Source organism: Dietzia natronolimnaea, assembly GCF_002289575.1.
Taxonomy (GTDB): domain Bacteria; phylum Actinomycetota; class Actinomycetes; order Mycobacteriales; family Mycobacteriaceae; genus Dietzia; species Dietzia natronolimnaea_A.
In genome coordinates this window covers 23,159-49,316 of record NZ_NTGA01000027.1, presented here as the reverse complement: position 1 = coordinate 49,316, position 26,158 = coordinate 23,159, and the positions used below count along the sequence as shown (strand labels likewise).

General features: G+C 71.8%; 26 protein-coding genes and 1 pseudogene. 13 read left to right on the top strand and 14 right to left on the bottom strand.

The window, feature by feature from the left end; translation table 11 throughout:
* The first annotated feature begins 26 nt into the window (after positions 1-26).
* Together CEY15_RS14775 and CEY15_RS14770 are read left to right on the top strand one after the other, a co-directional pair.
* Positions 27-761: an ABC transporter ATP-binding protein gene (locus CEY15_RS14775; protein ID WP_017835973.1), complete on the top strand. Its 735-nt coding sequence runs from the start codon at positions 27-29 to the stop codon at positions 759-761.
* Positions 758-1,810: an ABC transporter substrate-binding protein gene (locus tag CEY15_RS14770; protein ID WP_095719069.1), complete on the top strand. Its 1,053-nt coding sequence runs from the start codon at positions 758-760 to the stop codon at positions 1,808-1,810. The genes CEY15_RS14775 and CEY15_RS14770 overlap by 4 nt, the downstream gene beginning before the upstream one ends.
* 52 nt (positions 1,811-1,862) lie before the next feature.
* On the opposite strand, the gene CEY15_RS14765 is transcribed toward CEY15_RS14770, so the two are convergent.
* The 3 genes from CEY15_RS14765 to CEY15_RS14755 are packed head-to-tail and all read right to left on the bottom strand — an operon-like array spanning position 1,863 to position 3,510.
* Positions 1,863-2,255, bottom strand: a complete 393-nt coding sequence (locus CEY15_RS14765; RefSeq protein WP_095719068.1) for a DedA family protein — start codon at positions 2,253-2,255, stop codon at positions 1,863-1,865.
* Between the two features lie 37 nt (positions 2,256-2,292).
* The gene (locus CEY15_RS14760) at positions 2,293-2,601 is read right to left on the bottom strand and encodes an antibiotic biosynthesis monooxygenase family protein (protein ID WP_017835976.1); all 309 of its coding nucleotides are present in this window, start codon (positions 2,599-2,601) and stop codon (positions 2,293-2,295) included.
* 39 nt (positions 2,602-2,640) lie between these two features.
* Positions 2,641-3,510: an A/G-specific adenine glycosylase gene (locus tag CEY15_RS14755; protein ID WP_017835977.1), complete on the bottom strand. Its 870-nt coding sequence runs from the start codon at positions 3,508-3,510 to the stop codon at positions 2,641-2,643.
* 38 nt (positions 3,511-3,548) lie between these two features.
* On the opposite strand from CEY15_RS14755, the gene CEY15_RS14750 reads away from it, so the two are divergent.
* Positions 3,549-4,202, top strand: a complete 654-nt coding sequence (locus CEY15_RS14750) for a carbonic anhydrase (protein ID WP_017835978.1) — start codon at positions 3,549-3,551, stop codon at positions 4,200-4,202.
* 56 nt (positions 4,203-4,258) lie between these two features.
* Positions 4,259-4,909 carry a hypothetical protein gene (locus CEY15_RS14745; RefSeq protein WP_017835979.1) on the top strand — a complete coding sequence of 217 codons (651 nt, stop codon included), beginning with the start codon at positions 4,259-4,261 and terminating at the stop codon, positions 4,907-4,909.
* A gap of 59 nt (positions 4,910-4,968) precedes the next feature.
* Here the strand turns inward: CEY15_RS14745 and disA are convergent, their stop codons facing one another.
* Together disA and CEY15_RS14735 are read right to left on the bottom strand one after the other, a co-directional pair.
* Positions 4,969-6,060 (bottom strand): DNA integrity scanning diadenylate cyclase DisA, encoded by a 1,092-nt coding sequence (disA, locus tag CEY15_RS14740; RefSeq protein WP_095719081.1) that lies wholly within the window; start codon positions 6,058-6,060, stop codon positions 4,969-4,971.
* Positions 6,061-6,070: 10 nt separating this feature from the next.
* Positions 6,071-6,634 carry a hypothetical protein gene (locus CEY15_RS14735; RefSeq protein ID WP_017835981.1) on the bottom strand — a complete coding sequence of 188 codons (564 nt, stop codon included), beginning with the start codon at positions 6,632-6,634 and terminating at the stop codon, positions 6,071-6,073.
* 197 nt (positions 6,635-6,831) lie between these two features.
* Between CEY15_RS14735 and CEY15_RS14730 the strand changes: the two genes are divergently transcribed.
* From CEY15_RS14730 to rlmB, 5 genes and pseudogenes are all read left to right on the top strand, one after another.
* The gene (locus tag CEY15_RS14730; RefSeq protein WP_017835982.1) at positions 6,832-7,326 is read left to right on the top strand and encodes a CarD family transcriptional regulator; all 495 of its coding nucleotides are present in this window, start codon (positions 6,832-6,834) and stop codon (positions 7,324-7,326) included.
* A 73-nt stretch (positions 7,327-7,399) separates the two neighbouring features.
* Positions 7,400-8,083 (top strand): annotated as a pseudogene (ispD, locus tag CEY15_RS18850) (2-C-methyl-D-erythritol 4-phosphate cytidylyltransferase); the annotation flags it as partial.
* 51 nt (positions 8,084-8,134) lie between these two features.
* Positions 8,135-8,617: a 2-C-methyl-D-erythritol 2,4-cyclodiphosphate synthase gene (ispF, locus tag CEY15_RS18845; RefSeq protein WP_245847640.1), complete on the top strand. Its 483-nt coding sequence runs from the start codon at positions 8,135-8,137 to the stop codon at positions 8,615-8,617.
* A gap of 42 nt (positions 8,618-8,659) precedes the next feature.
* The gene (cysS, locus tag CEY15_RS14720; RefSeq protein ID WP_095719066.1) at positions 8,660-10,075 is read left to right on the top strand and encodes a cysteine--tRNA ligase; all 1,416 of its coding nucleotides are present in this window, start codon (positions 8,660-8,662) and stop codon (positions 10,073-10,075) included.
* Position 10,076: 1 nt separating this feature from the next.
* Positions 10,077-11,045 (top strand): 23S rRNA (guanosine(2251)-2'-O)-methyltransferase RlmB, encoded by a 969-nt coding sequence (gene rlmB, locus CEY15_RS14715; RefSeq protein ID WP_017835985.1) that lies wholly within the window; start codon positions 10,077-10,079, stop codon positions 11,043-11,045.
* 19 nt (positions 11,046-11,064) lie between these two features.
* Here the strand turns inward: rlmB and CEY15_RS14710 are convergent, their stop codons facing one another.
* The 5 genes from CEY15_RS14710 to otsB all read right to left on the bottom strand — a co-directional run bounded on the left by CEY15_RS14710 (position 11,065) and on the right by otsB (position 15,831).
* Positions 11,065-12,060, bottom strand: coding sequence for an aminoglycoside phosphotransferase family protein (locus tag CEY15_RS14710; RefSeq protein WP_095719065.1), 996 nt, complete (start codon positions 12,058-12,060; stop codon positions 11,065-11,067).
* A gap of 34 nt (positions 12,061-12,094) precedes the next feature.
* Positions 12,095-12,943, bottom strand: a complete 849-nt coding sequence (locus CEY15_RS14705; protein WP_017835987.1) for a metal ABC transporter permease — start codon at positions 12,941-12,943, stop codon at positions 12,095-12,097.
* A 2-nt stretch (positions 12,944-12,945) separates the two neighbouring features.
* The gene (locus CEY15_RS14700) at positions 12,946-13,815 is read right to left on the bottom strand and encodes a metal ABC transporter ATP-binding protein (RefSeq protein WP_042329060.1); all 870 of its coding nucleotides are present in this window, start codon (positions 13,813-13,815) and stop codon (positions 12,946-12,948) included.
* A gap of 32 nt (positions 13,816-13,847) precedes the next feature.
* Entirely contained in the window at positions 13,848-14,975 is a 1,128-nt protein-coding gene (locus tag CEY15_RS14695) for a metal ABC transporter solute-binding protein, Zn/Mn family (RefSeq protein ID WP_095719064.1), read from the bottom strand.
* Positions 14,976-15,060: 85 nt separating this feature from the next.
* A complete protein-coding gene (gene otsB, locus CEY15_RS14690) occupies positions 15,061-15,831 on the bottom strand; it encodes a trehalose-phosphatase (RefSeq protein ID WP_095719063.1) in 771 nt (256 codons plus the stop codon).
* A 118-nt stretch (positions 15,832-15,949) separates the two neighbouring features.
* Here otsB and CEY15_RS14685 point away from each other — a divergent pair, with 118 nt between their 5' ends.
* Positions 15,950-17,431: an amidase gene (locus CEY15_RS14685; protein ID WP_095719062.1), complete on the top strand. Its 1,482-nt coding sequence runs from the start codon at positions 15,950-15,952 to the stop codon at positions 17,429-17,431.
* Complete coding sequence (locus CEY15_RS14680) at positions 17,428-18,153, top strand: GntR family transcriptional regulator (RefSeq protein WP_017835992.1); 726 nt, start codon at positions 17,428-17,430, stop codon at positions 18,151-18,153. The genes CEY15_RS14685 and CEY15_RS14680 overlap by 4 nt, the downstream gene beginning before the upstream one ends.
* 9 nt (positions 18,154-18,162) lie before the next feature.
* Here CEY15_RS14680 and CEY15_RS14675 read toward each other — a convergent pair whose 3' ends face one another.
* The gene (locus tag CEY15_RS14675; protein ID WP_095719061.1) at positions 18,163-18,780 is read right to left on the bottom strand and encodes a helix-turn-helix transcriptional regulator; all 618 of its coding nucleotides are present in this window, start codon (positions 18,778-18,780) and stop codon (positions 18,163-18,165) included.
* 95 nt (positions 18,781-18,875) lie between these two features.
* Between CEY15_RS14675 and CEY15_RS14670 the strand changes: the two genes are divergently transcribed.
* Positions 18,876-19,148, top strand: coding sequence for a WhiB family transcriptional regulator (locus CEY15_RS14670; protein WP_017835994.1), 273 nt, complete (start codon positions 18,876-18,878; stop codon positions 19,146-19,148).
* 69 nt (positions 19,149-19,217) lie between these two features.
* On the opposite strand, the gene CEY15_RS14665 is transcribed toward CEY15_RS14670, so the two are convergent.
* Genes CEY15_RS14665 through CEY15_RS14655 form a run of 3 tightly spaced genes read right to left on the bottom strand, consistent with a single transcriptional unit; the run spans position 19,218 to position 25,074 of the window.
* On the bottom strand, positions 19,218-20,681 hold the full coding sequence (locus tag CEY15_RS14665) for an NAD-dependent succinate-semialdehyde dehydrogenase (RefSeq protein ID WP_017835995.1): 1,464 nt from the start codon (positions 20,679-20,681) through the stop codon (positions 19,218-19,220).
* On the bottom strand, positions 20,678-23,803 hold the full coding sequence (locus tag CEY15_RS14660; RefSeq protein ID WP_095719060.1) for an FAD-binding and (Fe-S)-binding domain-containing protein: 3,126 nt from the start codon (positions 23,801-23,803) through the stop codon (positions 20,678-20,680). The genes CEY15_RS14665 and CEY15_RS14660 overlap by 4 nt, the downstream gene beginning before the upstream one ends.
* Complete coding sequence (locus CEY15_RS14655) at positions 23,785-25,074, bottom strand: aspartate aminotransferase family protein (RefSeq protein ID WP_095719059.1); 1,290 nt, start codon at positions 25,072-25,074, stop codon at positions 23,785-23,787. The genes CEY15_RS14660 and CEY15_RS14655 overlap by 19 nt, the downstream gene beginning before the upstream one ends.
* Positions 25,075-25,159: 85 nt before the next feature.
* Here CEY15_RS14655 and CEY15_RS14650 point away from each other — a divergent pair, with 85 nt between their 5' ends.
* Positions 25,160-26,149 (top strand): D-2-hydroxyacid dehydrogenase, encoded by a 990-nt coding sequence (locus tag CEY15_RS14650; protein ID WP_095719058.1) that lies wholly within the window; start codon positions 25,160-25,162, stop codon positions 26,147-26,149.
* Positions 26,150-26,158: the final 9 nt, after the last annotated feature.

Sequence of the window (26,158 nt, the reverse complement as noted above, 5' to 3'; positions counted from 1 at the left end):
CCAGCCAGCGATCAGGAGCCCCAGCAATGTCCACCACCCTCGCCCCCGCGGGCGCGCTCCGCGGTGTCACCCGCAGCTTCGGGGACACCGCCGTTCTCCGGAATCTCGACCTCACCATCCCCCGCGGCGAGATCGTCGCCCTGCTCGGTCGGAGTGGCAGCGGGAAGTCGACCGCGCTACGCATACTGGCCGGACTGGACCGGGATCTCGAGTCAGGCGACGTCCATATCGACGGCCCTCCGGCGGTCGTGTTCCAGGATTCCCGGCTGCTGCCCTGGCGGACCGTGGCCCAGAACGTCCGGCACGGCCTCAACAGGGTCGAGGTCGGGCGCGCCGAGAAGTCGGACCGGGTCACCGAGATCCTCGCCGAGGTGGGCCTGGAGGGCCGGGAGGGTGCCTACCCCGGAGAACTCTCCGGCGGCCAGGCGCAGCGGACCTCGCTCGCCCGGGCGCTCGTCGCGGAGCCCGCGTTGCTGCTCCTCGACGAGCCCTTCGGCGCGCTCGACGCCCTCACCCGGCGGACCATGCACCGACTCCTGCTGAGACTGTGGGCCCACCACGGCCTCGGGGTCCTGCTGGTGACGCACGACGTCGACGAGGCGGTGTCATTGGCCGACCGGGTGCACGTCCTGGACGACGGCGTCGTCGGCCACACCGAGACCATCGACCTGCCCCGCGGTGGGGGCGAGACGGGCCACCACCGACGGCTTCTCCTCGACGCGCTGGGCGTCGACCACACAGACGAGGACTATTCGATATGACCACCACCCTCTCGCCGATCCACCGCCGATCCGCGTTCCCGGCCGTTCTGCTGGCGCTGTCGTTGATCGTGCTCCTCGTCGGAGCCGGGTGCGCCACGAGGGATTCCGAGGCCTCGGTCCCGGTGCCCGATCGTGTCGATCTCGAGGACCTGTCCGATCTCGTTCTGCGCGTGGGGGACCAGAAGGGCGGCACGCAGGCCTTGCTCACCGCGGCGGGAGAGCTCGATGATCTCCCCTACGAGATCGAGTTCTCCACGTTCACCTCCGGGCCGCCCCAGGTGGAGGCGCTCAACGCGGGGCAGATCGACCTGGCCGTCACGGGTAACACCCCGCCGGTCTTCGGGGCGGCCGCGGGGGCGCGGGCGTCCATCGTCTCGGCCTACGCCAACAGGGGTGAGGGGGACCGGATCCTCGTCCCCGGTGACTCTCCCGTGCGGTCCGTGGCGGACCTCGCGGGACGCAAGGTGCTGGTGGCCAAGGGCACCTCGGCGCACGGGCATCTCCTGCTGCAACTCCGCGGGGCAGGGCTCTCGCCGGACTCCGTCGAGATGGTCTTTCTCCAGCCGGCCGAGGCGGGGTCCGCCTTCGCGCGCGGTGACGCCGACGCGTGGGCCATCTGGGATCCGTACACGGCCATCACGCAGACCACCACCGACGCCCGGACCATCGCGACGGCGGCGGAGGCGTCCAACGGTTTCTGGTTCGGGCTCGCCTCCCACGACGCACTCGCGGACGCGCGGCGTCAGACCGCGATCGCGGATCTCCTTGTCCGGCTCGCCCAGGCGGGGACCTGGACGGTCGAGAACCCGGCGCAGTGGGCCGCGTTCTACGGGGAGGCCGTGGGACTGACCCCGGAGGCCGCCGACCTCTCGCAGGGTCGCAGTACCCGCAGGCCTGTGTCTCTCGCGGACACGGTGGAGCGCGAGCAGCAGCTCGCCGACGTGTTCACCGAGGACGGACAGATCGACCCCGTGGACATCGAGGGCCTTGTCGACGACAGGTACGCGGACGTGCTCGGGCCGGTGGTCGGGCCCGTCCCCGGGCGGTAGTGGCCCGTTCGGATGATCGGGTCGGTTCGGACGGTCGACTTGTCTCGTCAGGTCAGGAGGTGACCCCGGACCAGAGCGTGGTGATCGCGTTCCACCCCACCATGCCCACGGTGGAGTAGAGCAGTGCCCACAGCACACAGCCGACGGCCACGGCGGGAAGGTACCGGGTCAGCGGCATGCGGGTGAACCCGGCGGAGAAGTTGATCGCCGTCTGCACACCCACGGTGAGGAATGACAGGGGCACCGCGATCACGCCGTAGCGTGCGGACAGCCGCTGCGCACGCTGCATGTGTCGACCCTCCAGGTGACGCGCGGCCCGGTCGCTCAGCCTGCCTCCGCTCAGCGCGCCCCGGCCCAGCCAGTAGGTGGCGTTGGCGCGCAGCATCACGATGACGAAGAGCAGGCATAAGGCGATCGCAAACGGCTGTTCCGAGATCCGGTCCACGTGAGATGAGTGGGTGCGCCGGTTGAGGTGCCGGGGGTCAGGCGGACGGTGCGACGTCCAGCACGACGTCGAACTCGAGGAGGGTGGCTCCCTCGGCGACGGGCTTGCCGTGCTGGCCGGCGTGGGCGGTCCGGGCGTCGCCGTCGCGCCAGGCGGCGAAGGACGCCTCGTCCTCCCAGGTGGTCACCACGAAGTAGCGGTCCTCGCCGGCGGTGGGCCGCAGCAGTTGGAATCCGAGGAAGCCGGGGGAGTTCTCCACGGTGTGGGCGCGCTCGGCGAAGCGACGCTCCAGTTCGGGACCGGCCTGGCTCGGTACGGACAGGGCATTGATCTTGACGACGGCCATGTAGGTGAGCCTACGCTTCGTCGCGGCGTCGACGGTTGGTCAGCCCGGCAGCGAGTACACATCTCCGGTCCTCACCATCAACCCGTCGGCCACGAGCGAGTCGAGGGCGCGTCCGCGCTGGGCAGGATCGGGCCACACCGCGTCGAGGCGGTCCCGTCCCGCCGTGCCGTCGCCGTCGCGCAGGACGTCGAGGAGCAGTCCGCGAACCTGGCGATCGGTTCCGGCGAAGGTCTGGGTCCGGCGCCGTGGACCGTCCCATTCGGGTCTGCCGGCGGCCAGCCATGCGCACGACGGGGCGAGCGGGCAGTCCTCGCACCGCGGCGACCGGGCCGTGCAGACCAACGCGCCGAGCTCCATCAGGGCCACGGAGAAGGCCACCGCCCGTTCACGGCCCGCCGGCAGCAGGGCGTCGACCGCCGAGAGGTCCCGACGGGTGGACGGCGGCCCCGCCTCGGCCGCCCCTCCCACCGCCCGGGCGACGACCCGTCGCACGTTGGTGTCGACCACCGGGACGCGTTGGCCGTGGGCGAAGCACGCCACCGCGCGGGCGGTGTAGTCACCGACCCCGGGGAGGCCGAGCAGCTCGTCGACGTCGGTGGGGACCTCACCTCCGTGCTGTTCGACGACGACGAGTGCGCACTCCCGCAGACGGAGTGCGCGGCGTGGGTAGCCGAGTTTGCCCCACATCCGGATGACCTCGGCGGTCGGCGCCGCGGCGAGCTCGGCCGGGCCGGGCCACTTCTCGAGCCACGCCCGCCAGACGGGCTCCACGCGGGCCACAGGGGTCTGCTGGCTCATGATCTCGCAGAGCAGGATCTCCCACGCACTCACGTCCGGCCCGCGCCAGGGCAGGGGGCGCCCGGCGCGGTCGAACCAGGACAGCAGGGCAGGGGTGTCGACGGCAGTCACCGCGCACCCGTCAGGTACCGGTGTGCACAATATGAGTCATGCCTCATACCGATCCCATCAAGGCCTGGGCCTCCCTCCGTGACGGTAACCATCGATTCGTCGAGGGCGAGATGCGTCATCCCGGTCAGAATACCGAGCACCGCCAGACCCTCGTCGCGGCGCAGCACCCCAAGGCCGTGCTCTTCGGGTGCTCGGACTCCCGGGTCGCCGCGGAGATCATCTTCGATCAGGGGCTCGGGGACCTCTTCGTGATCCGCACCGCGGGCCACATCAGCGACTCGGCGGTGCTCGGGTCGATCGAGTACGCGGTCCACGTTCTCGAGACCCCGTTGATCGTGGTGCTCGGCCACGACAGCTGCGGCGCCGTCAAGGCCACGGTCGACGCGCTCAACACCGGGGAGATCCCGCCCGGTTTCCTGCGGGACGTGGTCGAGAAGGTCTCGCCCTCGATCCTCAACGGGCGCCGCGAGGGACTCACCGCGATCGACGATTTCGAGGCCCGCCACGTCCTCGAGACCGGCGAACTGCTCAAGCAGCGGTCCAAGATCATCAGCGACCGGATCGACGAGGGGAGGTTGGCCATCGTCGGCGTCACCTACAAGCTCTCCGACGGCCACGCGTACCTGCGCAGCGTGTTGGGGGATGTCGACGACACCCCCCACGGCCCGGGTGAGGAGATGATCGCGGTCTAGGGACACGCCGCGGGGGGGATCGGGTGCGACGCCACCCCGGCTCTAGAGTTGGTCGCGTGCACGAACCCCAGGGCTCCCTCCCGCGCGAAGTCTATGTGCGTCGCCGCGTCGCCGCGGTCGCCATCGCGGTCGTCGCGGTCCTGGCCGTGGTTCTGGCGCTCTTCCTCGCCTCCAGGGACAGCGGGACGGACACCCAGGACTCCGCGGCTGGCGGCGACGTCGACTCGGCCGAGGCGGCCACCACCTCGGAGACCACGACCACGCAGACGACCACCCGGGACGACGGCGGAGCCTCGCGGGGCCGGTGCGCGGACGAGGATCTGAGCCTGGAGGTCTGGTCCGCCGAGCCCAACGTCCCGGTGGGGCAGGATGTCCGGTTCTTCGTCAATATCCTCAACACCTCGGACACCACGTGCGACCGCGACCTCTCGGAGGCGCCGCTGTCCTTCGAGGTCTACCGTCTGGACACCAACGTCAAGGTGTGGTCGAGCATCGACTGCACCACCCCTCGTGAGGACGACGAGGTGGAGCTCCGCCCCGGTGAGCCCGAGCCCCGCCAGATCGACTGGACCGGCCGCCGTTCCGCGGAGGGCGCCTGCACGGAGGCGGACCGGACCCCCGTCGAGGTCGGGGCCTACCAGGTGTACGCCCTGGTCGGGAACGTCTTCAGCCCGGCGGCCACGTTCAACGTGGTCGAGGGGGACTGACCCCGGGCTGCGGGCCCCTCTGACCCTGCGACGACACCGGCCCTGGAACGACACCAGCCCTAGGACACCAGGCCGGTGAGCCACTGACGAAGGTGCCTGGCCCAGAGGGCTCCGACGCCCTCCACATCCGCGAAGTCGGTCTGTTCGGCGGCGAGCAGTGCCGACACCGAGCCGAAACGTTCCACCAGGGCCGAGATCTGCACGGGCCGGAGCCTGGGGATGTGGGCGAGCATCCGGTGCCCACGCGCGGTGACGTGCTCGTCCAGGTCCTCGGGCTCCGCGGGAAGGCCGAGGCAGCGCGCGACGGGGCCGGGCAGGAGGAGGTCGGCGTCGCTCAGCGCCGCCAGTCGCTCGAGCCCGGTCGCCACCTGCTCGGCGGTGGGGGCCGTGCTCCCTCCCGCGGGATCTACCGCGACGTGGTCGGCGACCAGGCCCCACAGCTCGTCCGGAGTGTCGGCCAGCAACTCCTCGAGCTGGAGCGTGGTCTGGCGCCCGTACTCGCCCATCTCCACGGCGAGCTCGGCGAGTTCGGCACCCAGACGGTCCAGCCGGACCAGCCGTTGGGCCATCGTGACGACGTCGCGGACGGACGCGTACCCGCCGAGCTCCGCGCGGTCGAGCCGGTCGCGTGCCCGGGCGGTGCGGGCACCGTGTCGCTCCATGGTGGCCACCGTCTGGTCCGCGCGGGCCAGCAGGACCACGGGGTCGGCCAGGACGCGGGCCTGCCCGCCCGCGTAGACGGTCACGGTCGTCATCGAGGCGGAGACCGCCACCGACGGGACACCCGTGTGCAGTGCGGTCCGTTCGGCCGCGCGGTGCCGGGTCCCGGTCTCGACCGCCGGCAGGGTGGGATCGGGCACGAGGTGGACGTTGGCGTGGGTGATGCGCTCACCGTCCGAGGACAGGACCACGGCGCCGTCCATCTTGCTCAGTTCGCGCAGCCTGGCCGGGGTGAACTCGACGTCCAGCGTGACGCCGCCGTCGCAGATCTCCCGGACGGCGGGGTCGTCGCCCAGCACGATGAGACCACCGGTGCCGCTGCGCCGGATGCGGTCCAGTGCCTCACGCAGCGGGGTGCCGGGGGACAGGCGCCGGAGGACGGCCCGGACGGGTGCGTCGACGGGGGTCCCGTCCGAGGCGCGGGGGGCCAGGGCGGACGTCTCAGTGCCCGTCTGAGTGGATCTCGACCGGGCGGGTGTACTCGTCGCTGGGCGGGACCTCGGCGATGACGGCGGCGGCCATCTCGATCTGGTCGCCGTTGGAGAAGGACACGGTGGCGGGCACGGAGGTCCCGATCCGGAGGTCGTCGGAGTCCGGCAGCGTGGCGGTGCTGCGCTCGACACAGAGGTCGTCGCGCGGGGGGACGGGCTCGACGTCGGCCGCCGGCGAGACGATCAGGGAGCATCCGCGTTCGAGCGGCTGAGTCTCGCCGAGGTCCGCCTGGGTCCCGTCGATCTCGATCCGGTCGAGGGAGATCGACTCGCCCATGCCGGTCCCGGTGAAGGAGGCGGCGAACCCGAGACGCGCCTCACCCTCCTCGGGGAGCACCACCACGAGATCGTTGACGTGGAGCTCACCCGCGGACCCCTGCCCGCCGTCCACCGCGGCGACCTGGTTGGCCGTCTGGGAGACCTGTCCGGCGCCACACGCGGACAAACCGACGGCGGTACCCACGGCCAGGACTACGAGCGCGGTGCGGCGCAGGCCGGTGTTCGGTGAAGTCACGTCAGGCTCCTCGGGGGATGGTCGTTCTCAGGCCGGTCTCATCGTAGTCCACGCCTGGTCGTGACCGGCGCCAGAGTGCGCTCCCGGCACCCCCCGGATGCGGCGCCCGGGCCGTACGGGTTTCTGACCTGCGCAAACGGAAAACCCCAGCACTGAGGGCGTGCTAAGATGTCTCAGTCGAAAGGGGAAAGCCACTCATGGAGTTCAAGGTCGGCGACACTGTCGTCTACCCGCATCACGGCGCCGCGAGCATTCAGGCGATCGAGATGCGGACGGTCAAGGGCACCGAGAAGGAATACCTCGTCCTCAAGGTTTCACAGGGTGATCTCACGGTCCGGGTTCCGGCCGAGAACGCCGAGTACGTGGGCGTGCGTGACGTTGTCGACGAGGCGGGGCTCGACAAGGTCTTCGACGTCCTGCGCACCGAGCACGCCGAGGAGCCGACCAACTGGTCCCGCCGCTACAAGGCGAACGGCGAGAAGCTGGCGTCGGGGGACGTGAACAAGGTCGCCGAGGTCGTGCGCGATCTGTGGCGTCGTGACCTGGACCGTGGACTGTCCGCCGGAGAGAAGCGGATGCTCGCCAAGGCACGGCAGGTCCTGGTGGGCGAACTCGCGTTGGCCGACCGCGCCGACGAGCACCGCGCCGACGAGCTCCTCGAGCAGGTCCTGTCCGCCGCCACCCCCGCCTGACGCGTCCGCAGGGGTGACTCGATTCACGGAGGCGCCCGGAGCGGGCAGCGGCCACCCCGCCCCTCCGCGCAGGGTGGCCGCCGTCGTTCCCGCTGCGGGCTCCGGGCTACGCCTGGGAGCCGGGATCCCCAAGGCATTCGTCGAGCTGTCGGGCCGGACCATGCTCGAGCGGGCCGTCGCCGGTCTGCTGGCCAGCGGCGCCGTCGACGACGTGGTGGTGGTGGTCCCGGCAGACCGGGTCGCGGAGTCGGAGGCGCTGCTCGCACCCCTCCGGTCCGGCGAGCACCTCGTCGTCGTCGCGGTGGGTGGGCCGCAGCGGACCGACTCGGTCCGTAACGGTCTGGCGGCCCTCACCGCCACCCTCGAGGGGTCCGGGTCGCCGGTCCACGACGTCGTCCTGGTCCACGACGCGGCACGCTGCCTGACCCCGGCCGCTCCGATCCTGCGGGTGGTGGAGGCGGTCCGATCGGGAGAGGGCGCGGTGGTCCCCGTCCTCCCCGTGGTCGACACCGTCAAGCAGGTCGACGCCGCCGGTTACGTGGTGGGCACGCCCGATCGCGGCGCCCTCCGAGCCGTCCAGACGCCGCAGGGTTTCGCGCCCGACGTGTTGCTGGCGGCCTACGACGCGGCCGGCGACGTGGCCACCGACGACGCCGGCCTGGTGGAGCGGCTGGGCCGGAGGGTGGCGACCGTGGAGGGCGATCCGCTCGCCTTCAAGATCACCACCGCGTCGGACCACGCCCGCGCCCTGGAGGAACTCCGCGACCAGCACGGGTTCCACGCACTTCAGAACCCGGAGGACACACCCGTGACCGAGCCCGTGATCCCTCGCGTCGGTATCGGCACCGACGCCCATCAGGTCCAACCCGGCAAGAAATGCATGATGGCCTGCCTGCATTTCCCCGACGACGACGGGTGCGAGGGCCACTCCGACGGTGACGTGGTGGCCCACTCCCTGGTCGACGCGCTGTTGTCCGCCGCCGGTCTCGGCGACCTCGGAAGCCTGGTCGGCACCGGCCGCCCCGAGTACGACGACGTCTCCGGCGAGCGGCTCCTGCGTGAAGCGGTGGCCCACCTCACCGGTCAGGGGTGGACGATCGGAAACGCCGCTGTGCAGATGGTCGGCAACCGGCCCAAGATGGGCCCTCGACGGCTCGAGGCCCAGGACACGCTCTCGGCGATCATCGGCGCCCCGGTGTCCGTCTCGGCCACCACGACCGACGGGATGGGCTTCACCGGCCGTGGCGAGGGGGTCTCCGCCGTGGCGACGGCTCTGGTGTTCCGGAGCTGACGAAGCGGGCGCGAGGAGGCCTCACCGGTAGACTCGATCCCCGTGACGCTCCATCTGTACGACACCGCCACCCGCTCCCTCCGGGAGTTCACCCCTGTCCGGGAGGGTCACGCGTCGGTCTACCTCTGTGGAGCCACCCCCCAGGCCGTGCCCCACATAGGCCACGTCCGGTCGGGGGTCGCCTTCGACATCCTGCGCCGCTGGCTGCTGGCGTGCGGATACGACGTGGCGTTCGTCCGCAACGTCACGGACATCGACGACAAGATCCTCACCAAGGCCGCGGAGAACGGGCGGCCGTGGTGGGAATGGGTCGCCACGCACGAGCGGGAGTTCACCAGGGCCTACGACGCCCTGGGCGTCCTGCCGCCGTCCACGGAGCCCCGGGCCACCGGGCACGTCACGCAGATGATCGACTACATGGAGCGGCTCATCGAGCGCGGTTACGCATACCCGGCCGAGGGGAGTGTCTACTTCGACGTCGCGGCCTGGTCGGCCGCCCCCGAAGGCGATTACGGGCACCTGTCCGGCCACCGGCTCGACGAGGTCGACCAGGGCGAGGGGGCCGACCTGCGGGGCAAACGCGACCCCCGGGATTTCGCGCTGTGGAAGGCGGCCAAACCCGGGGAGCCCAGCTGGCCCACCCCGTGGGGGGAGGGCCGGCCCGGCTGGCACCTCGAGTGCTCGGCCATGGCCACCTGGTATCTCGGCCACACCTTCGACATCCACGGCGGCGGACTGGACCTGCAGTTCCCGCATCACGAGAACGAGGCCGCCCAGTCCCACGCGGCCGGTGACGGCTTCGCCCGGTACTGGATGCACAACGGGTGGGTCACCATGGCCGGGGAGAAGATGAGCAAGTCGCTGGGCAACGTCCTCAGCGTCCCCAACATCCTCACCGCGGTGCGCCCCGTCGAGCTGCGCTACTACCTGGGAAGTGCCCACTACCGGTCCATGCTCGAATACTCACCCGAGGCGCTGCAGGAGGCCGCCGCGGGATACCGGAGGATCGAGGCGTTCGTCCGGCGCGTGGCCGAGGTCGTCCCGGAGGTACCTGTCGGAGAGTGGACCGACGGATTCGCCGCGGCGATGGACGACGATCTGGGGGTCCCCGCAGCACTGGCGGAGATCCACGGGATCGTGCGCGGGGGGAACACCGCCCTGGCCGCCGGGGACCACGATTCTGCTCTGGCCGCGGCGTCGGCCGTCCGGGCCATGACGGCGGTGCTGGGCGTGGATCCCCTCGACCCCCACTGGGTGGCCGGCGGCGGCGGGGACGACGCCGCGACCACAGCGCTCGACTCGCTCGTGCGCGCAGAACTCGAGGCGCGCAACACCGCGCGCTCGAACAAGGACTTCGCCACCGCCGACGCGATCCGGGACCGACTGGTCGAGGCCGGCGTCGAAGTGGCAGACACCGCGGACGGCCAGAAATGGTCGCTCGCCAACCGGAAGGACTGACATGGCGGGCAATTCGAGCCGACGCGGGGCGATCCGCAAATCCGGCACCAAGAAGGGTCAGGTCGTGGGATCCGGCGGCCAGCGGCGACGGGGTCTCGAGGCCCGGGGCGCCACGCCCAAGGCGGAGGACCGCACGTATCACTCAGCGCACCGCAAGGCCAAGGCCGCCTCGCGGAAGGCGGAGACCACCCAGCAGCGCCGCCGGTACGCCCAGAAGCAGGCCGACGGCCCCGAATACGTGGTCGGCCGCAATCCGGTGGTGGAGTGTCTCCGGGCCGGCGTGCCCGCGACCGCGCTGTACGTGGCGGTCGGCTCGGAGGCCGACGAGCGTCTGACCGAGGCCGTACACCTGGCCGCCAACAAGGGCATCTCGATCCTTGAGGTGCCGCGCACCGACCTCGACCGCATGACGAGCAACGGCATGCACCAGGGCATCGGCCTGCAGGTGCCGCCGTACCAGTACACGGACCCCAAGGACCTCCTCGACATCGCGATGGGGTCGTCCCGCCCCGCGCTCCTGGTCGCACTCGACAACATCACCGACACCCGCAACCTCGGGGCCGTCATCAGGTCGACGGCTGCCTTCGGCGGGCACGGCGTCCTCATCCCCGAACGGCGCAGCGCGTCCATCACGGCCGTCGCGTGGCGTACCTCGGCTGGTGCGGCGGCCCGGCTGCCGGTCGCGCGTGCGACCAACCTCAACCGCACGCTTCTGGACTGGGCGAAGGCCGGCGTGCAGCTCGTGGGCCTGGACGCCGACGGCGACACCACGCTGGACAGCTACGACGGCACCGGCCCCACGGTCGTGGTGGTGGGATCCGAGGGCAAGGGGCTCTCGCGGCTCGTGCGGGAGAACTGCGACTCGATCCTCTCCATCCCGATCTCCGGTGGGGTGGAGAGCCTCAACGCCTCGGTCGCGGCCGGTGTTGTCCTCTCCGAGTTCGCCCGTCAGCGTCGCGTGACGGGCTGACGGGCACATCGGAACCAGCTCAGTCCAGCGGGCGCCGGGGCGACCGACAGCGGTCGAACGTCGCCCGCGCGTACTCCCACGTCTCCTCGCCGTAGTACAGGTGGCCGACGACCATGTAGAGCCCGGCGAACCGTTGGTAGGTCCAGGCCCTGTCCAGAAAGGTCTCGTCGATCCTGCCGACGTAGCGCGCGAGCACCTCGTCGACGAAGCGCGGGCCGTACTCGTACAGCTCGGCGAAGTCCACCGCGGGGTCGCCGAGGCACATGTCGGTGAAGTCGATGAGCCCCAGTCGGCCCGGGGACGTGCGACGGTCCCAGTACAGATGGCGTACATACACGTCGTTGTGCAGGAGGACCCGTGGCAACAGGGTGGACTGCAGCGCGGCGACCTCGTCGCAGATCTCCCGCGCCGTCCGCATCTCGTCCTCGGTGAACACCGCCGAGAGGTCGTTGGCCACGATTCCCCGCACGAAATCCAGGTTCTCGGGTTGGTAGGAATCCGGAACCCGGTCCAGCGGAGGTCCCGACGTGTCGGCCCCGTGCAGCGCGGCCAACAGTGACCCGAGCTGGCCGGCGATCATCGTCCTGTCCGTCGTGGGCAGGGACCGGAGCAGGTCAGGAGTGAGCCGGTCCCCACACACCAGTGGGTACCCGGCGAAGCCGCCGTCCGGGGGGACGTGCGAGTACAGGGGTATGGCGGCGTCGACACCGGCCGAGAGATGTTCGAGGACGGCGACCTCGTGGGGGAGCTGCGCGAGCGCCTGCTCGTCCATGGGGAACCGGAACACCAGGTCCCGGTGCCCGAGCGAATCGGCGCCACGGCACTCGTGGAGCATCACCACCACGTGATCCCAGCCCTCGTCGATCCACTGCGCCGACTCCCAGAGCAGGGCGGGGAAGGCGGCGCGGATCGCGTCGAGTGCAGTGCTCCGGTCGGCGGGGGAGACGGCGTGGTCGGGGGAAACGGCATCGGCCGGGGAGACCGGGTCGCTCGGGGGGTCGGGATCGACGGGCATTAGTCCGACCGTAGTCACACGGGCCGGTCGGCGCTCAGCGCCGGAGCGCGGCCACCGCCCGGCAGGCCAGGTAGATGACGAAGGAGATGGTGGTGACGAACACCGAGACCGGTACCCCGGGGGCGAGTGAGAGCAGCATCCCGCCGATCGCCGCGATCTGGGCGAACAGGATGGTCAGGGCGATCGCGCGCCCGGGGCTGGAGGTGACCGCGGCGGCGGCCGCGGCCGGCGTGATGAGCAGGGAGAGCACGAGCAGAGCTCCCACCACCTGGACCGCCTGAGCGGCCGCGAGCCCGACCAGGACGGCGAAAATGAGGTTGATGGCGCGCACGGGGACCCCCCGGGCCTCGGCGACCTCGGGATCCGCGGAGGAGAAGACCAACGGCCGGTAGAGGGCGATCAGCGTGACGCAGATGATCGCCGCGACCACCGCCATCTGGATCACGCCGTGTTCGGACACGCCCACGATCTGCCCGGTGAGCAGGGAGAAGCTGGTCCCGGATCGCCCCGGGTAGAGGTGGATGAACAGCACGGCCATGCCGAGGCCGAACGCCATGACCACACCGATCGAACTGTCGCGTTGCGAGGCGCGCGCCCCCATCAGTCCGAAGATCAGCGCGGCCACCACCGAACCGAGGATCGCTCCCAGGCCGAGATTCAGGCCGAACAACAGGGCGGCCGCGGCCCCGGTCAGGGCGAGTTCGCTGGCCCCGTGCACGGAGAACGACATCTGCCGCATCACGATGAACGGCCCGATCGCCCCGGCCAACAGGCCGAGCAGCGCGATCGCCACCAGACCGTAGAGCACGAAGTCCTGTCGGAGCAGGTGCGCGGTGACCTCGGTGTCGGCGATCGACCCGGCGATCTCGAGCAGGCGGTCCATGGTCAGGCTCCGTGTCCGGGGTGGGCGTCGTCGTGATGGTGGTGGCCGGTCGACCACGGCTCGGCCACCAGGTGCTGGGTGTCGCCCACCACGATGATCTGGCCGCGGACCCGCAGCACCTCGACGGGCGAGGAGTAGAGGTCGGACATGACATCGGTGGTGAACACCTCCTCCGGGGTGCCGATGCGGTGGCGGCCGCCCACCAGGTAGACGATCCGGTCCACCATCGGCAGGACCGGGTTGATCTCGTGGGTGACAAAGATGACGGCGGTGCCGTGCTCGCGGCGCCGGTGGTCGAGGACCGCGGCGACGGTGCGCTGGCCGGCGAGGTCCAGGCTCAGTAGCGGTTCGTCGCAGAGCATGACGCACGGATCGCAGGCGATGGCCTGAGCCACCCTGACGCGTTGCTGCTCGCCTCCGGACATGCGGCCGAGGGGCTTGTCCGCCAGTCGCCCCGCCCCAAGGCGGTCCAATGAGTCAGCGACCACCCGGCGCTTCTCGCCGCGACCCGTCGGCCACCCCGGACCCCAGCGGGTGCCGTCGATACCGAGTCCCACCAGGTCGCGCCCGCGCAGGGTGATCCCGGGGTCGAACGCCTTCTGCTGGGGCACGTAGCCGAGGTGGGTCCCGCGGTCGCCTGGGACACGTCCGTCGACGAGGACCGTGCCGGAATCGGGCGCGAGCTCGCCGAGGAGCACCTTGAGCAGGGTCGTCTTGCCGGCTCCGTTGGGGCCGAGGACGGCGACGAACTCCCCGGCGGCAACCTCGAGGTCGAGGTCGCGGATGAGCGTGCGACCCCCTCGCGAGACCGTCACCGAGTTCAAGGAGACGACCGGCCCGGGGCCGGGTTCCCCACTGGTGTGGGGGGACACCTGGTCGTCAGTGTCGTCAGTGTCCACCCTCGTCAGTGCCCGCCGTCGTCGACCGGGGTCGCACCGTCGAGGGCCGAGGACAGGGAGTCGACGATCTGCGTCATCCACTCGGTGTAGTCCATGCCCTCGGGAAGGGTCTCGGTGAGGTCAAGGACGGCGACGTCCGCCGATTCGGCCGCGTCCCGGACCCGGGCGGTCACCGAGGTCTCGGTCTGGGTGTTGAACGCGAGGAACGCGACCTCCCGCTCGGCCATCAGGTCGAGCATCGCCGAGAGGTCGGCGGCGGACGGGTCGGTGTCGTCCTCGATCGAGGCGAGGAACCCGCGCGGGGTCAGGTCGACCATGTGGGCGGCGTCGAACAGGTGGGCGCCGATCCGCTCGGTCTGGGCGTAGGCGAAATGCCCGCGGTCGTGGATCTCGTCGAGCTGGGCCTCGAGCGGGGCGAGGGAGTCGGCGAACCGGTCGGCGTTCTCGCGGTACTCCTCGGCGTTGGCCTCGTCGATCGCCGCCAGTTCCTCGGCCACGCGCTCGGCGACGGCGGCGGCGGTGGGCAGGCTGAACCACACGTGCTCGTTGGTGTCCGAGTCGTGGTCGTGGCCACCGTGGGAGTCGTCCGCGCCGTGGTCGTCATGCCCGTGCTCGTCGCCGTGCTCGTCGTGGCCGTCCTCGGCACCGTGCTCGTCCTCATGCCCGTGCTCGTCGTCGTGTTCGTCGCCGTGATCGTGATCGCCGTGCGAGTGGCCGGCGATGGTCTCGCCGGTCACGCGCTCGAACTCGTCGACCGCCCGGACCACGTGCACGTCGTCGGCGTTCTCCAGTGCCCGGTCCACGAAGGAGTCGTACCCGGCGCCGTTGTAGACCACGAGGTCCGCGCCGGTGACCGCGGCCGCGTCGGCCGGGCTCGCCTCGTAGGAGTGCGGGTCGGCGGCCGGGTCCGAGATCACCGACTCCACTGCCGCGTTACCGCCGGCGACCTGCTCGGCGATATCGGCGTAGACGCTCGTGGACGCCACGACGACCGGCCCGGTCTGCGCGGACCCCTCGCCGGAACCGGCGTCGGATCCACACGCGGTCAGGACCGCCCCACCGAGGACTGCGACGGAGGCGAGGGCCACGACCCGGGCGGACAGGGGAGTACGGGGCAGGGTGGATGACGACATAACGAAGACCGCTCTCGTAGCAATGGGAACCGTTGTCGTTAATTCTAAGCCTCCACCCGGCACCGGGGTCGAGCAGGCCCCCGGTCTAACCCCGGAGTTCGGCGAGGTGCGCGAGCAGCCCGACGACCGCGGGGATGTCGGCGACGCGATATCCGGCGAGGGTCTGGCCGTCCCCGACCTTGATCCCGATGTCCCCCTCGCGCAGGCGCGCGAAGCCTCGTTCGTCCGTCACGTCGTCGCCGATGAAGATCGCGATCTCCGCACCGGTCTGCTCGACGAGCCTCTCGATCGCGGCGCCCTTGCTCGCCTCGCGAACCGCGATCTCCACGACGTTCTTGCCCTCGGTCACGAATACTCCGTCGAAGGCGGCGGGCCCGGCCATGGCCTCGGACATCGCCGTCCGACGCCGATCCGGGTCCTCGACAGGCCGGACGTGGAGGACTGCGGCGGTGGGCTTGGGCTCGACGTGTGCGCCGGGGGTGTGCGAGACGATCTCCTCGAGTGCGGAACGCACCCGGGCGAGCCGCGCGAGCTCGTCGTCGTCCAGAGGGGTGTCGAAACCGCCCTCCCACTCGGACCCGTGGCTACCGACCAGGACCACCGGTGCGGCGGCGCCGCTCACCTGCGCCAGGGCCTCGCGGTTGCGGCCGGAGAGCAGGGCGACGGTGGTTCGCGGCAGCCCGGCGAGCCGTTCGAGGGCGTCGACGGCGCCGGGCGCCGGGACGGCGAGGGTCGGGTCGTCGACGAACGGCGCCAGGGTTCCGTCATAGTCGCACGCGATCACCAGGGTGGGGGCCCCGGCGGCCCGGCGCAGGGCGTCGGCGAGTTCGGGGGACAGGTCGTCGGCGGGGGTCATGGCCCCAGCCTAGAAGGGCTGCCCGCCGGGGGGCGTGATGTCCGGATCCGCGCCGGTGTGAGTTGACGACGTGGTCGCCGACTGTAGGATTGTCGACAATCTGACGGAAGGTAGACGTATGACCACTTCCCTGACGGCGCTGGAGCTCTCCCAGCGCTTCCGCAGCGGCGCGTTGTCCCCGGTCGACGCCGCGGTGGACGCGCTGGAGGCGATCGAGCGGGTCGACGGCGAGATCAACGCCTTCTGCCACGTCGACCGGGCGGAGACCCTCGCGGCCGCCCGTCGCTCGGAGGACCGCTACCGGCAGGGCGCACCCCTGAGTCCTCTCGACGGCGTTCCCACGTCCATCAAGGACATCTTCTACACCCGCGGGGTCCCCACGCTGCGCGGCTCGCGCCTGCTGGCCCGGAAGGACGGCGCCGCCGACCCCGCCTCATGGCCCGACGACGCCCCGGTGACCTCGGCCGTGCACGAGGCGGGATGCGTGGTGATCGGTAAAACCACCACCCCCGAGTTCGCCTGGAAGGGGGTCACCGACAACACACTCACCGGGATCACCCGGAACCCCCACGACACCGACCTCACCCCGGGAGGGTCGAGCGGAGGCGCATCGGCCGCCGTCGCCGCCGGGCTCGGCCAGCTCGCGCTGGGCACCGATGGTGGCGGCTCGGTCCGGATCCCGGCGGCGTTCTGCGGGATCGTAGCGCTCAAGCCCACCTACGGCGTGATCCCCATGTTCCCCTCGAGTCCGTTCGGCACGCTCGCCCACGCCGGCCCCATGACTCGCACCGTCGCGGACACCGCCGCGTTCATGGACGCGCTCCTCAGGCCGGATCCCCGCGACTGGTCGGCGGTACCGGCACGGGCGACGACCCCCGGCCCGGGCGGGTACCTCGCCGCGGCGACCGAGGGTGCGGGGAACAGCGCCGGGGATCGACCGCTCGAGGGTCTGCGGGTCGCCTACAGTCGCGACCTGGGTTTCGGCACCAACGACCCCGAGGTCGAGCGGGAGGTGACGCGCGCGGTGGACGTCCTGGCGTCGCTGGGAGCGCGGGTCGACTCGGTCGATCCCGGAGTCGCCGATCCCGTCGACGCCTTCCACGTGCTGTGGTTCGCGGGCCTCGCCGCGGTGCTCGCGCCGCACGGCCCAGACGCGATCGACCACGTCGACCCGTCGATGCGTGAGGCGCTGGGCCGGTACCACGACTACTCCGCGGCCGACTATCTCGATGCGGTGGCGGTCCGGATGGCGCTGGGCGCGCGGATGGCGGACTTCCACCAGGGGTACGACATCCTCATCACCCCCACCACCCCGATCCCCGCCTTCGCCGCCGGATCGGACGTGCCTCCGGCGTGGCACAGCCCCGACTGGACCTCGTGGACCCCGTACACCTATCCGTTCAATATGACCCAGCAACCGGCGCTGAGCGTGCCCTGCGGGACGACCGATGCGGGCCTGCCGGTGGGGATCCAGATCGTGGGGGCGCGGTTCGACGACAGGCTCGTCGTCCGGGTGGGCGCCGCTCTCGAGGCGGCACTCGGTCAGGTGGTCCCCGCCCCGCGGATCCACGCGTCCCCGGCCGGAAGCGCCGGGGGATGACGGTGCTCGGGTCGGACGCCGGTCCCGACCTCGGTCCGGATGCGGGGCCCGCCGCGGCCGCGGGGTTGGAACCGGTCGTCCGGGAGTCGACCCCGGCCCTCATCGCCCGTACCCTCCGACGGGCGATCTCCGACGGCACGTTCCCCCCGGGCGCGCAGCTCGGAGAGGCCGCGCTGGCTCGGTCGCTCGGGGTGAGCCGAGGGCCCCTGCGGGAGGCCATGCAGCGCCTGACCCAGGAGGGGCTGCTCGTCTCGCACCGGAACCGGGGTCTGTTCGTCGCGGACCTCTCCGCGGAGGCGGTCGAGGACATGTACCTTCTCCGGACCACGGTCGAAACCGCGGCGTTGGACCGGGTGCTCGAGCTGGGACTGGGTGCCGACACCGCGGATGCGCTGGACGCGGCCGTGGACGCGATGGCCTCCCTCGCCCACGAACCACGGTCGGGGGCCATGGTCGAGGCGGATCTGGACTTCCACCACGTCCTGGTGGAGGCGGCCCGGAGCCCCCGTCTGTCGCGGGTGCACGAGACCGTTCTGGTCGAGACGAGCATGTGTCTGCACGCCATGGCCGGCACCTATTCGGACGCGGAGTCCAGGCTCGCCGAACACCGGGCCATCGCCGGGGCCATGCGCGCCGGGGACCCTGACCGGGCCAGGGGGTTGCTGGTCGACCACATGAGGGACGGGCTCGCCAGGGTCAAGGAGGGCGGCCCGGTGCGGTGACCCTGCTGCTCAGCGGGTGACCGCGAGCCCGCTGCGCATCGCCCACGCCACCGCCTGCGGGCGGGTCGTCACCCCGATCTTGCGGTAGGCCTCTCGGATGTAGGTCTTGACCGTGTTGATCGACAGGTAGCAGACCGCGGCGATCTCCTCGTTGGACTTTCCCTGGGCGATGAGCGCCAGCATCTCCGATTCCCGGGGGGTCAGGCCCACGTCGCCTGTCGGCCACATACCCGCGGACCTGTGCTCGCCGTCGTGCCCCAGTAGTCGTACCCGTTCGCCCGCGGCGATCCGCTCCACGGAGCCGACCAGTTGTTCACCGGACAGAGACTTGGACAGGTACCCCGTGGCGCCGGAGGCGAAGGCGTCGTCGATCGCGCGCGGATCCGTGACGGCCGAGTAGACGGCGACGGCACCGATCATGGGGTCGAGCGTCATTGCGGAGCACCGGGCCTGCCAGTCGACGGGCGAGGCGAAGGTGTCGAACAGCACCACGTCTACCGGCGCGTTCCCCGGTGAACCGGGTCGGTTCACCATGACCTCCACGCGGTCGCAGAACGGGGAGAGCAGGGCGTGAACGCCGGCGATGATCACTGTGAAGTCGTTCTCCACCGAAACCCTGACGGACATATCAGAACTTTAACAGTCGCGCCCCATCCCACCCCTGGGGATGTGCCGAACAGACTCGACCGTGAAAGAAGCTGGGTTGGACGGGAGGGAGAACAATGACGACCGCGGCTGCGAGGATCGTCGAACGATGGGCCTGGGCCGAGTACGGCAGGTGCAGGGACGTACCGGACCTCTTCTACAACGCCGACGACGACCCCAAAGGCCTCCGGCGGCGTAAGGAGGCGGCGGCCAAGAAGCTGTGTGAGCAGTGCCCTGTCATCCAGCAGTGTCGAGCGCACGCCGTGGGCAACCGGGAACTCTACGGTGTCTGGGGAGGCATGACGGAGGCCGAGCGACACCGCCTCGCCGGCCGGGCCCGCACCGGCTGACCGCCCCTGACGAGCCGGCCCCGTGCGACCCGCCCCCGAACGACCCGGCCCAGGTCGGTCGGTGCCCCGTCAGCGCACCGGGATCGCCACGAGCTTGGTCTCCACGAACTCCTCGATTCCGGTCAGGCCGCCCTCCCGCCCCAGGCCGGACTGCTTGATGCCCCCGAACGGCGCGGCCGGGTTGGAAACGATCCCGGTGTTGACGCCCACCATGCCGGCCTGCAGCCGCTCCGACATGGTCATCGCGCGGTCCAGGTTCTCGGTCATCACGTAGGAGACGAGCCCGAACTCGGTGTCGTTGGCCAGCTCCACCGCCTCGTCGTCGGAGTCGAACGGGATCAGGGCGGCGACGGGGCCGAAGATCTCGGTCGACATCAGGGCGGAGTCCGCCGCGACCCCGGTCAGGACGGTCGGTGGGTAGAAGTACCCGGGGCCATCGACTCGCGACCCGCCGCACAGGACCTCGGCGCCGCGCCCCACGGCGTCGTCGACCAGCTCGACCACCTTCGTCACGGCCTTCTCTTCGACCAACGGGCCCACGTCGGTGCCCTCGCGCGTGCCGTCGCCGACGGTCAGCGCGGACATCCGCTCGGAGAGGCGCCGGCCGAACTCGTCCAGGACCGAACGGTGGACGAGGATCCGGTTGGCCGACGTGCAGGCCTCGCCCATGTTCCGCATCTTGGCGGCCATCGCGGCGTCGACCGCGGTGTCCATGTCCGCGTCCTCACACACCACGAACGGAGCGTTCCCGCCGAGCTCCATCGACGTGCGCAGCACCCCTCGCGCGCACTGCTCGAGCAGGGTGCGCCCGACCGGGGTGGACCCGGTGAACGACAGCTTGCGGGCGATCCCGGAGTCGATCCACGGCTCCACGACACTGCCGGGGTCGGTGGTGCACACCGTGTTGAGCACCCCGTCGGGCAGTCCCGCCTCGCGCAGGAGGTCCACCACGTACAGCGAGGTCAGCGGGGTGAGGTTGGCCGGCTTGAACACCATGGTGCAACCGGCGGCGATGGCGGGTCCGATCTTGCGGGTGGCCATGGCCAGGGGGAAGTTCCACGGGGTGATGAGGATGCACGGCCCCACCGGCTCGTGGGTCACCATGAGCCGGGTCTTGCCGTCGGGCGACCGGCGGGCGTCCCCTCGGACGCGGCAGGCCTCCTCGGAGAACCAGCGGAAGAACTCCGCGCCGTAGGTGACCTCGCCCTTCGCCTCGGCCAACGGCTTGCCCATCTCGGTGGTCATGAGCAGGGCCAGCTCGTCGGCGCGGTCGAGGATCAGCTCGTACGCCCTGCGCAGGATCTCGGCGCGGTCGCGTGCGGGCACGGCCGCCCACTCCGGCTGCACCCGCCCGGCGGTCTCGATCGCGGCGTCGGCGTCGGCGGCCCCGCCGTCGGCGAGGGTGGCGATCACCTCGCCCGTGGCCGGGTTGACCACCTCGAAGGTGGCTCCGGAGTCCGCGTCTCGCCAGGCCCCGTCCACGTGGATGCCGGTGCCGAGCGCGGCGATGATGTCGGTGGCGGATCGGGTCATGTGGGCCTCCTGGTGGGCGCGGGGCTGGGTATGGGGCTGGGCGTGGGGCTGAGTGTGGGGTTGGGATCGGGGTCGAGGAGCTCGAACAGGTGCCGGCCGGCGCGGCCGGATCCGGTGGTGGGATCGGTGGCGCCCAGGTGGCCGACCTGCGTGGCGCAGGAGAATCCGTCGGTGAGCACGGGGGCGTCCGGATCGGCCCGCAGGGCTGGGGCCAGGGCCTGCTCGGCGACGGCCGCGGTGACGGCCTCGTGACCGGCGGTGAACCCGAAATCCCCGGCCACGCCGCAACAACCGGTGGCCTCCCTGACCGAGCCCACGCCGAGGGAGGTAAGTGCCGCCCGTTGGACGCGGTTACCGAATGTCGCGTACTCGTGGCAGTGGGTCTGTACCGTCACCCGGTCCGGGGCCGTACCGCCGGGCCAGGAGGGGGCGCGGCCCTCGTCGGCGAGTCGTCCCAGGTGGTCGGCCGCCGAGCGGATGCGGGCGGCGACGCGGCGGGCGGTGTCGGCGTCGGGGGTGTCGGCGAGCAGGCGCGGGAGGTCCTCGCGGAGGGTGGCCGCGCAACTGGGTTCCACGACGACGACGGGGACCTCGCCCCCGTCCGGGCCGCGGATCGCGTCGAGGCGGCGGGCGGTCGCCCTCATGGTGCGGCGCGCCGCGGAGAGCCGGCCTGTGGTGACGTGGGTGAGCCCGCAGCACTGGTCGGCACTGCACGCGACGGACGTGTGCACACCGCCCAGGACCCGGGCCGCGGCTCCGGCGACGGCGGGGCGCAGGCCGCGGGTGAAGGAGTCGAGGAACAGCACGACCTCTGCCGAGGTGCGCGTCCCGGGAGGTCCGTGATCGCGGACGGACCACACGCTGTCCGGGACGCGGGCCAGTTCGCCCCGCAGCTGCGCGGCCGAGGTGAAGCGCGGCAGCGTCCGGTCGGTCGCGAGCCCGCCCAGTCGGGCGGCGGCGCGGCCCGCGCGGGTGGCGAGCACGGCGTTGAGTGGTCCGGACGCCCGCACGGTCCCGCGCAGCCAGAGGGGCAGCAGGCCCAGCGAGTAGTGGGCCAGGGGGCGGATCCGCCGCCGGTAGCGCCTGTGCAGTGCCTCGGACTTGAAGGTGGCCATGTCGACGCCGGTCGGGCAGTCGGAGGAGCACGCCTTGCAGGCCAGGCACAGTTCGAGCGAGTCCTCCACGGCCGGGGCGTCGATCGGCAGGGTGCCGCGGACCACCTCCTGCAGGACCCGGGCCCGGCCACGGGTGGAGTCCTTCTCGTCGCCCGTGGCGCGGAACGACGGACACATCACGCCGCCCGCCGACGAGCGGCATCGGCCCACGCCGATGCAGGCCTGGACCGGGTGGGCGCCGTCGGCGGCGACGGTCGCGCCGAGGAGGTCACGGCCACGGAGGCCGACACCGGCCTGTGCGACACCGGCCTGTGCGACACCGGCCTGTGAGACACCGGCCAGTGCGAGGTCGCCGTCGAGGGGGCGGGTGGCGGTGAGCCCGCCCGGGGCGAGTATCCCCGCGGGATCCCAGATGCGGGCGAAGCGGGCGAAGGTGTCCAGCATCTCGGGCGAGTACATGACCGGGAGGAGCTCGGAGCGCGCCCGGCCGTCGCCGTGTTCCCCGGACAGCGAGCCACCGTGGTGCACGACGAGGTGGGCGGCGTCGGTGCAGAAGGCGCGCATGACCCGACGGCCCTCCTCGGACCGCAGGTCGAAGCTGATGCGGATGTGCATGCACCCGGCCCCGAAGTGCCCGTACATGACGCCGGTGAGGCGATGCCGCGCGAGCAGTTCCCGGAAATCGGCGAGGTAGTCGGCCAGACGGTCGGGCGCCACGGCCGAGTCCTCCCATCCCGGCCAGGACTCGATGGTCTCCCCGGTCGCGGGGTCGGTCAGTCTCGAGCTCAACCCGGCGCCGTCCTCGCGCACCCGCCACAGATCGGCGCGGGCCACCGGGTCCGTCACGACGAGCGCCTCGACGGCGTGGCCGCTGCCGGTGAGCTCACGCGCGAGGTCGGCGACCCGGTCGTCGAGGGTCGCCGACATCGGGCCCGCCCCGGCGCGGTCGGCATGCACGCCGTCGGTGTCGGTCGTGTCGTCGTCGAGTTCCACGAACAGCCATGCCCTGCCGGCGGGGAGCGCCGCGACGGCGTCGGCGCCGCGCCGCTCGCGCATGGTCTCGACGATCACCTCGTCGATCCCCTCGACCGCCGTGGGCTGGTGACGCAGGATCGCGGTGACGTCCCGGGCGGCGTCCACGACGTCGGCGTACCCCACGACCAGGAGCCCGGTCCGCGCGGACCGGGGCACGGCGCGCATGGTCGCCGCGGTGACGACCGCGCACGTGCCCTCGGAACCCACCAGGGAGCGCGCCACGTCGAAGCCCTCCTCGGGCAGCAGGTGGCGCAGGTGGTAGCCCGAGACCTGGCGGGGCAGACGACCAAGTTCCGTGCGGATGACGGCCAGGTGGTCGGCGGCCAGCTCGCGCAGCTCGGTGTCGAGGTGGTGGGCGCGGGCCGTGGCGGCGGCGTCCGAGGGATCGGTGGCCTCGACGCCGCTGCGGGTGACGGTCAGGCGCAGGCCGTCGTAGGTGACGATCCGCATCGATAACACGTGGTCCGCGGTCCGGCCGTGGCGCACCGAGTGGTTACCGCAGGCGTCGTTGCCGATCGCCCCGCCCAGGCACGCCCGGGACTGGCTGGACGGATCGGGCGCGAAGGTCAGGCGCTCGTCGGTGGCGGCGTGGACGGCCGCACGCAGGTCGGTCAGGACGCACCCGGCCTCGGCGGTGACGGTCCGGCCCGTCCCGTCGACGGCCAGCACGCGGTTCATGTGCCGGGACAGGTCCAGGACCAGACCGGTCCCGATGGCGTTGCCCGCCATGGAGGTCCCGCCGCCCCGCGCGGTGGCGGGCACGCCGAGCCGGTGGCAGACCGCCAGCGCGGCGGCGACCTCGGACTCCGACCGCGGGAACAGAACGGACTCCGGCACGACCCGGTAGTTGGAGGCGTCGTAGGAGTACTCGGCGATCCGGCGCGGGTCCGACTCGGGTGCGAGGCCCGCCGCGACGAGTTCCTCGTGGAGCCCGCCGCGCGAGTCGACGGAGGTCACGCCGCCCCGTCGCACACCCGGTGGACCGCGCGCGTGAACCGCTCCACTCCGGCGTCCACCTCGTCGGCGGTCACCACCAGCGCGGGGATGAGGCGCACCACCGAGCCCGTGGGGCCGCAGGTGAGGGTGAGCAGGTCCTCGTCGATGCACGCCTGCTGCACCGCCCCGGCCAGGCGTGCGGCCTCGACCGCGCCGGCGCTCCCGGCGGGTGCGGTCGGGTCACCGAACTCGACGCCCAGCATGAGGCCGGTCCCGCGGATGTCACAGATCTCGCGCACGTCCCCGAGGCTACGCCGCAGGCCGTCGAGGAGCTGGGCCCCGCGCTCGGCGGAGTTGTCCACCAGGCCCTCCCTCTCGACCACCCCGAGGGTCGCCACCCCCGCCGCGGCCGCGACGGCGTTGCCGCCGTAGGTGCCACCCTGCGACCCGGGCCAGGCCCTGGACATGATGGCCTCGGGTGCGGCGATCGCGGAGATGGGGAAGCCGGAGGCGATCCCCTTGGCGGTGATGATGACGTCCGGGACCAGGCCCTCGGTGTGCTGGTGGCCCCAGAACCGGCCCGTGCGCCCGACGCCGGCCTGGACCTCGTCGAGCACGAGCAGCGCCCCGATCCGGTCGGCCCGGTCACGCAGTCCCTGCAGGTAGCGCGGCGGCGTGGCCATGTAGCCGCCGTCGCCGAGCACGGGCTCGATGAGGAACGCCGCGATCTCGCGGGCGTCGACGCGGGAGGCCATCAGGTAGTCCAGTTCGGCGAGCGCGAAGTCGATCGCGTCGTCCTGGGTCCACCCGTGCCGCAGCGCGTGCGGGAACGGGGTCATCACCACGCCTCCCATGAGGGGGGAGAAGCCCGCGGAGAAGCGCGTACCGGCGGTGGTGAGGCTGGCGGCGGCGACCGTGCGGCCATGGAACCCGCCCTGGACGGTGACGATGTTGGGCCGGCCGGTGGCCATGCGGGCAAGTCGGACGGCCGCCTCGACCGCCTCGGAGCCGGAGTTGGCGTAGAAGACCGAATCGATCCCCTCGGGCAGGTGCTCGCCGAGCTTCTCCGTCAGCTGCAGCAGCGGCTGGTGCATGACGGTCGTGTACTGCGCATGGATGATCTTTCCGCACTGCTCACGGGCGGCGGCGACGACGTCGGGGTGGCAGTGGCCGGTACTGGTCACGCCGATTCCGGTGGTGAAGTCCAGGTAGTCGCGGCCGTCGGTGCCGTGGATCCACGAGCCGAGGGCGTGGTCCACCACGACGGGCGTGGCCTGCTTGAGAAGGGGGGACAGGTGCGCGGTCATGGGGCCAGTGTGTGACCCGTCGCGGTAGATTGTCAACAATCCGACGATCCGCGGGTGGTGGGTGCCAGCACGCTACGGTGTGTCCATGACGCAGCACCACCGGGACCCGGCCACCCGACCGGCAGTCGTCCTGCTCACCGCCGGCGGCGTCGCCCCGCCCGCCCACCTCGACGAGCTGCGCGGCCTCGCCGAGGTCCGCCAGTGCACCGCCGACACCCTGGCCGAGGCGTTGCCGGGCGCCGAGGTGTTGCTCGTGTGGGACATCTTCTCCGACGCACTGGCCTCCGCCTGGCACGCCGCCGACGCGCTGCGATGGATCCACGTGGCCGCCGCCGGGGTGGATGCGCTCCTCTTCGACGAGCTTCGCGACTCGGACGTCCTGGTCACCAACGCCCGGGGCGTGTTCGACGGGCCCATCGCCGAGTACGTCCTGGCCTGCGTGCTCGCCCACGACAAGCAGGTGCACCGGACGGAGGCGCTGCAGCGAGCGGGAGAGTGGCACCACCGCGAGACCACCCGGGTGGCGGGGCGCCGGGCGCTCGTCGTGGGTACCGGGGGGATAGGCCGGGCCACCGCGCGGCTGCTCAGGGCCGTCGGAATGAACGTCCGGGGGGCGGGGCGTCGACCCTCCGACGACGACGAGGACTTCGGCGTCGTCCTGGACTCGGCCCGGTTGGCAGATCACCTGGGCGACGTCGACCACCTGGTCATGGTGGCCCCGCTGACCGAGGCCACCCGCGGGATGCTCGGCGAGGTCGAGCTGGCCGCGCTCCCGGACGGCGCGCACGTGATCAACGTGGGGCGGGGCCAACTGGTGGACCAGGAGGCCCTCACGAGCGAGATCGCCGCGGGCAGGCTCTCGGCGCACCTGGACGTCCTCGTCGTCGAACCCCTCCCCGACGGCGACCCGCTGTGGACCCTCGACGGCGCGCACATCAGCCCCCACATGTCGGGCGACGTGGAGGGCTGGCGCGACACGCTCTCCCGGCAGTTCCTCGATCACCTGCAGACGTGGCTCCGGGGTGCCGAGCCCGGGCCCGCGGTCGACAAGGGCCGGGGATACGTCAGCGGCTGACCGGTTGTG

Coding starts and splice junctions, on each gene's coding strand:
- CEY15_RS14775 (WP_017835973.1), top strand. CDS start 27: ATGTCCACCACCCTCGCCCCCGCGGGCGCGCTCCGCGGTGTCACCCGC.
- CEY15_RS14770 (WP_095719069.1), top strand. CDS start 758: ATGACCACCACCCTCTCGCCGATCCACCGCCGATCCGCGTTCCCGGCC.
- CEY15_RS14760 (WP_017835976.1), bottom strand. CDS start 2,601: ATGGCCGTCGTCAAGATCAATGCCCTGTCCGTACCGAGCCAGGCCGGT.
- CEY15_RS14750 (WP_017835978.1), top strand. CDS start 3,549: ATGCCTCATACCGATCCCATCAAGGCCTGGGCCTCCCTCCGTGACGGT.
- CEY15_RS14730 (WP_017835982.1), top strand. CDS start 6,832: ATGGAGTTCAAGGTCGGCGACACTGTCGTCTACCCGCATCACGGCGCC.
- rlmB (WP_017835985.1), top strand. CDS start 10,077: ATGGCGGGCAATTCGAGCCGACGCGGGGCGATCCGCAAATCCGGCACC.
- CEY15_RS14710 (WP_095719065.1), bottom strand. CDS start 12,060: ATGCCCGTCGATCCCGACCCCCCGAGCGACCCGGTCTCCCCGGCCGAT.
- CEY15_RS14705 (WP_017835987.1), bottom strand. CDS start 12,943: ATGGACCGCCTGCTCGAGATCGCCGGGTCGATCGCCGACACCGAGGTC.
- CEY15_RS14695 (WP_095719064.1), bottom strand. CDS start 14,975: ATGTCGTCATCCACCCTGCCCCGTACTCCCCTGTCCGCCCGGGTCGTG.
- otsB (WP_095719063.1), bottom strand. CDS start 15,831: ATGACCCCCGCCGACGACCTGTCCCCCGAACTCGCCGACGCCCTGCGC.
- CEY15_RS14685 (WP_095719062.1), top strand. CDS start 15,950: ATGACCACTTCCCTGACGGCGCTGGAGCTCTCCCAGCGCTTCCGCAGC.
- CEY15_RS14680 (WP_017835992.1), top strand. CDS start 17,428: ATGACGGTGCTCGGGTCGGACGCCGGTCCCGACCTCGGTCCGGATGCG.
- CEY15_RS14675 (WP_095719061.1), bottom strand. CDS start 18,780: ATGTCCGTCAGGGTTTCGGTGGAGAACGACTTCACAGTGATCATCGCC.
- CEY15_RS14670 (WP_017835994.1), top strand. CDS start 18,876: ATGACGACCGCGGCTGCGAGGATCGTCGAACGATGGGCCTGGGCCGAG.
- CEY15_RS14665 (WP_017835995.1), bottom strand. CDS start 20,681: ATGACCCGATCCGCCACCGACATCATCGCCGCGCTCGGCACCGGCATC.
- CEY15_RS14655 (WP_095719059.1), bottom strand. CDS start 25,074: ATGACCGCGCACCTGTCCCCCCTTCTCAAGCAGGCCACGCCCGTCGTG.
- CEY15_RS14650 (WP_095719058.1), top strand. CDS start 25,160: ATGACGCAGCACCACCGGGACCCGGCCACCCGACCGGCAGTCGTCCTG.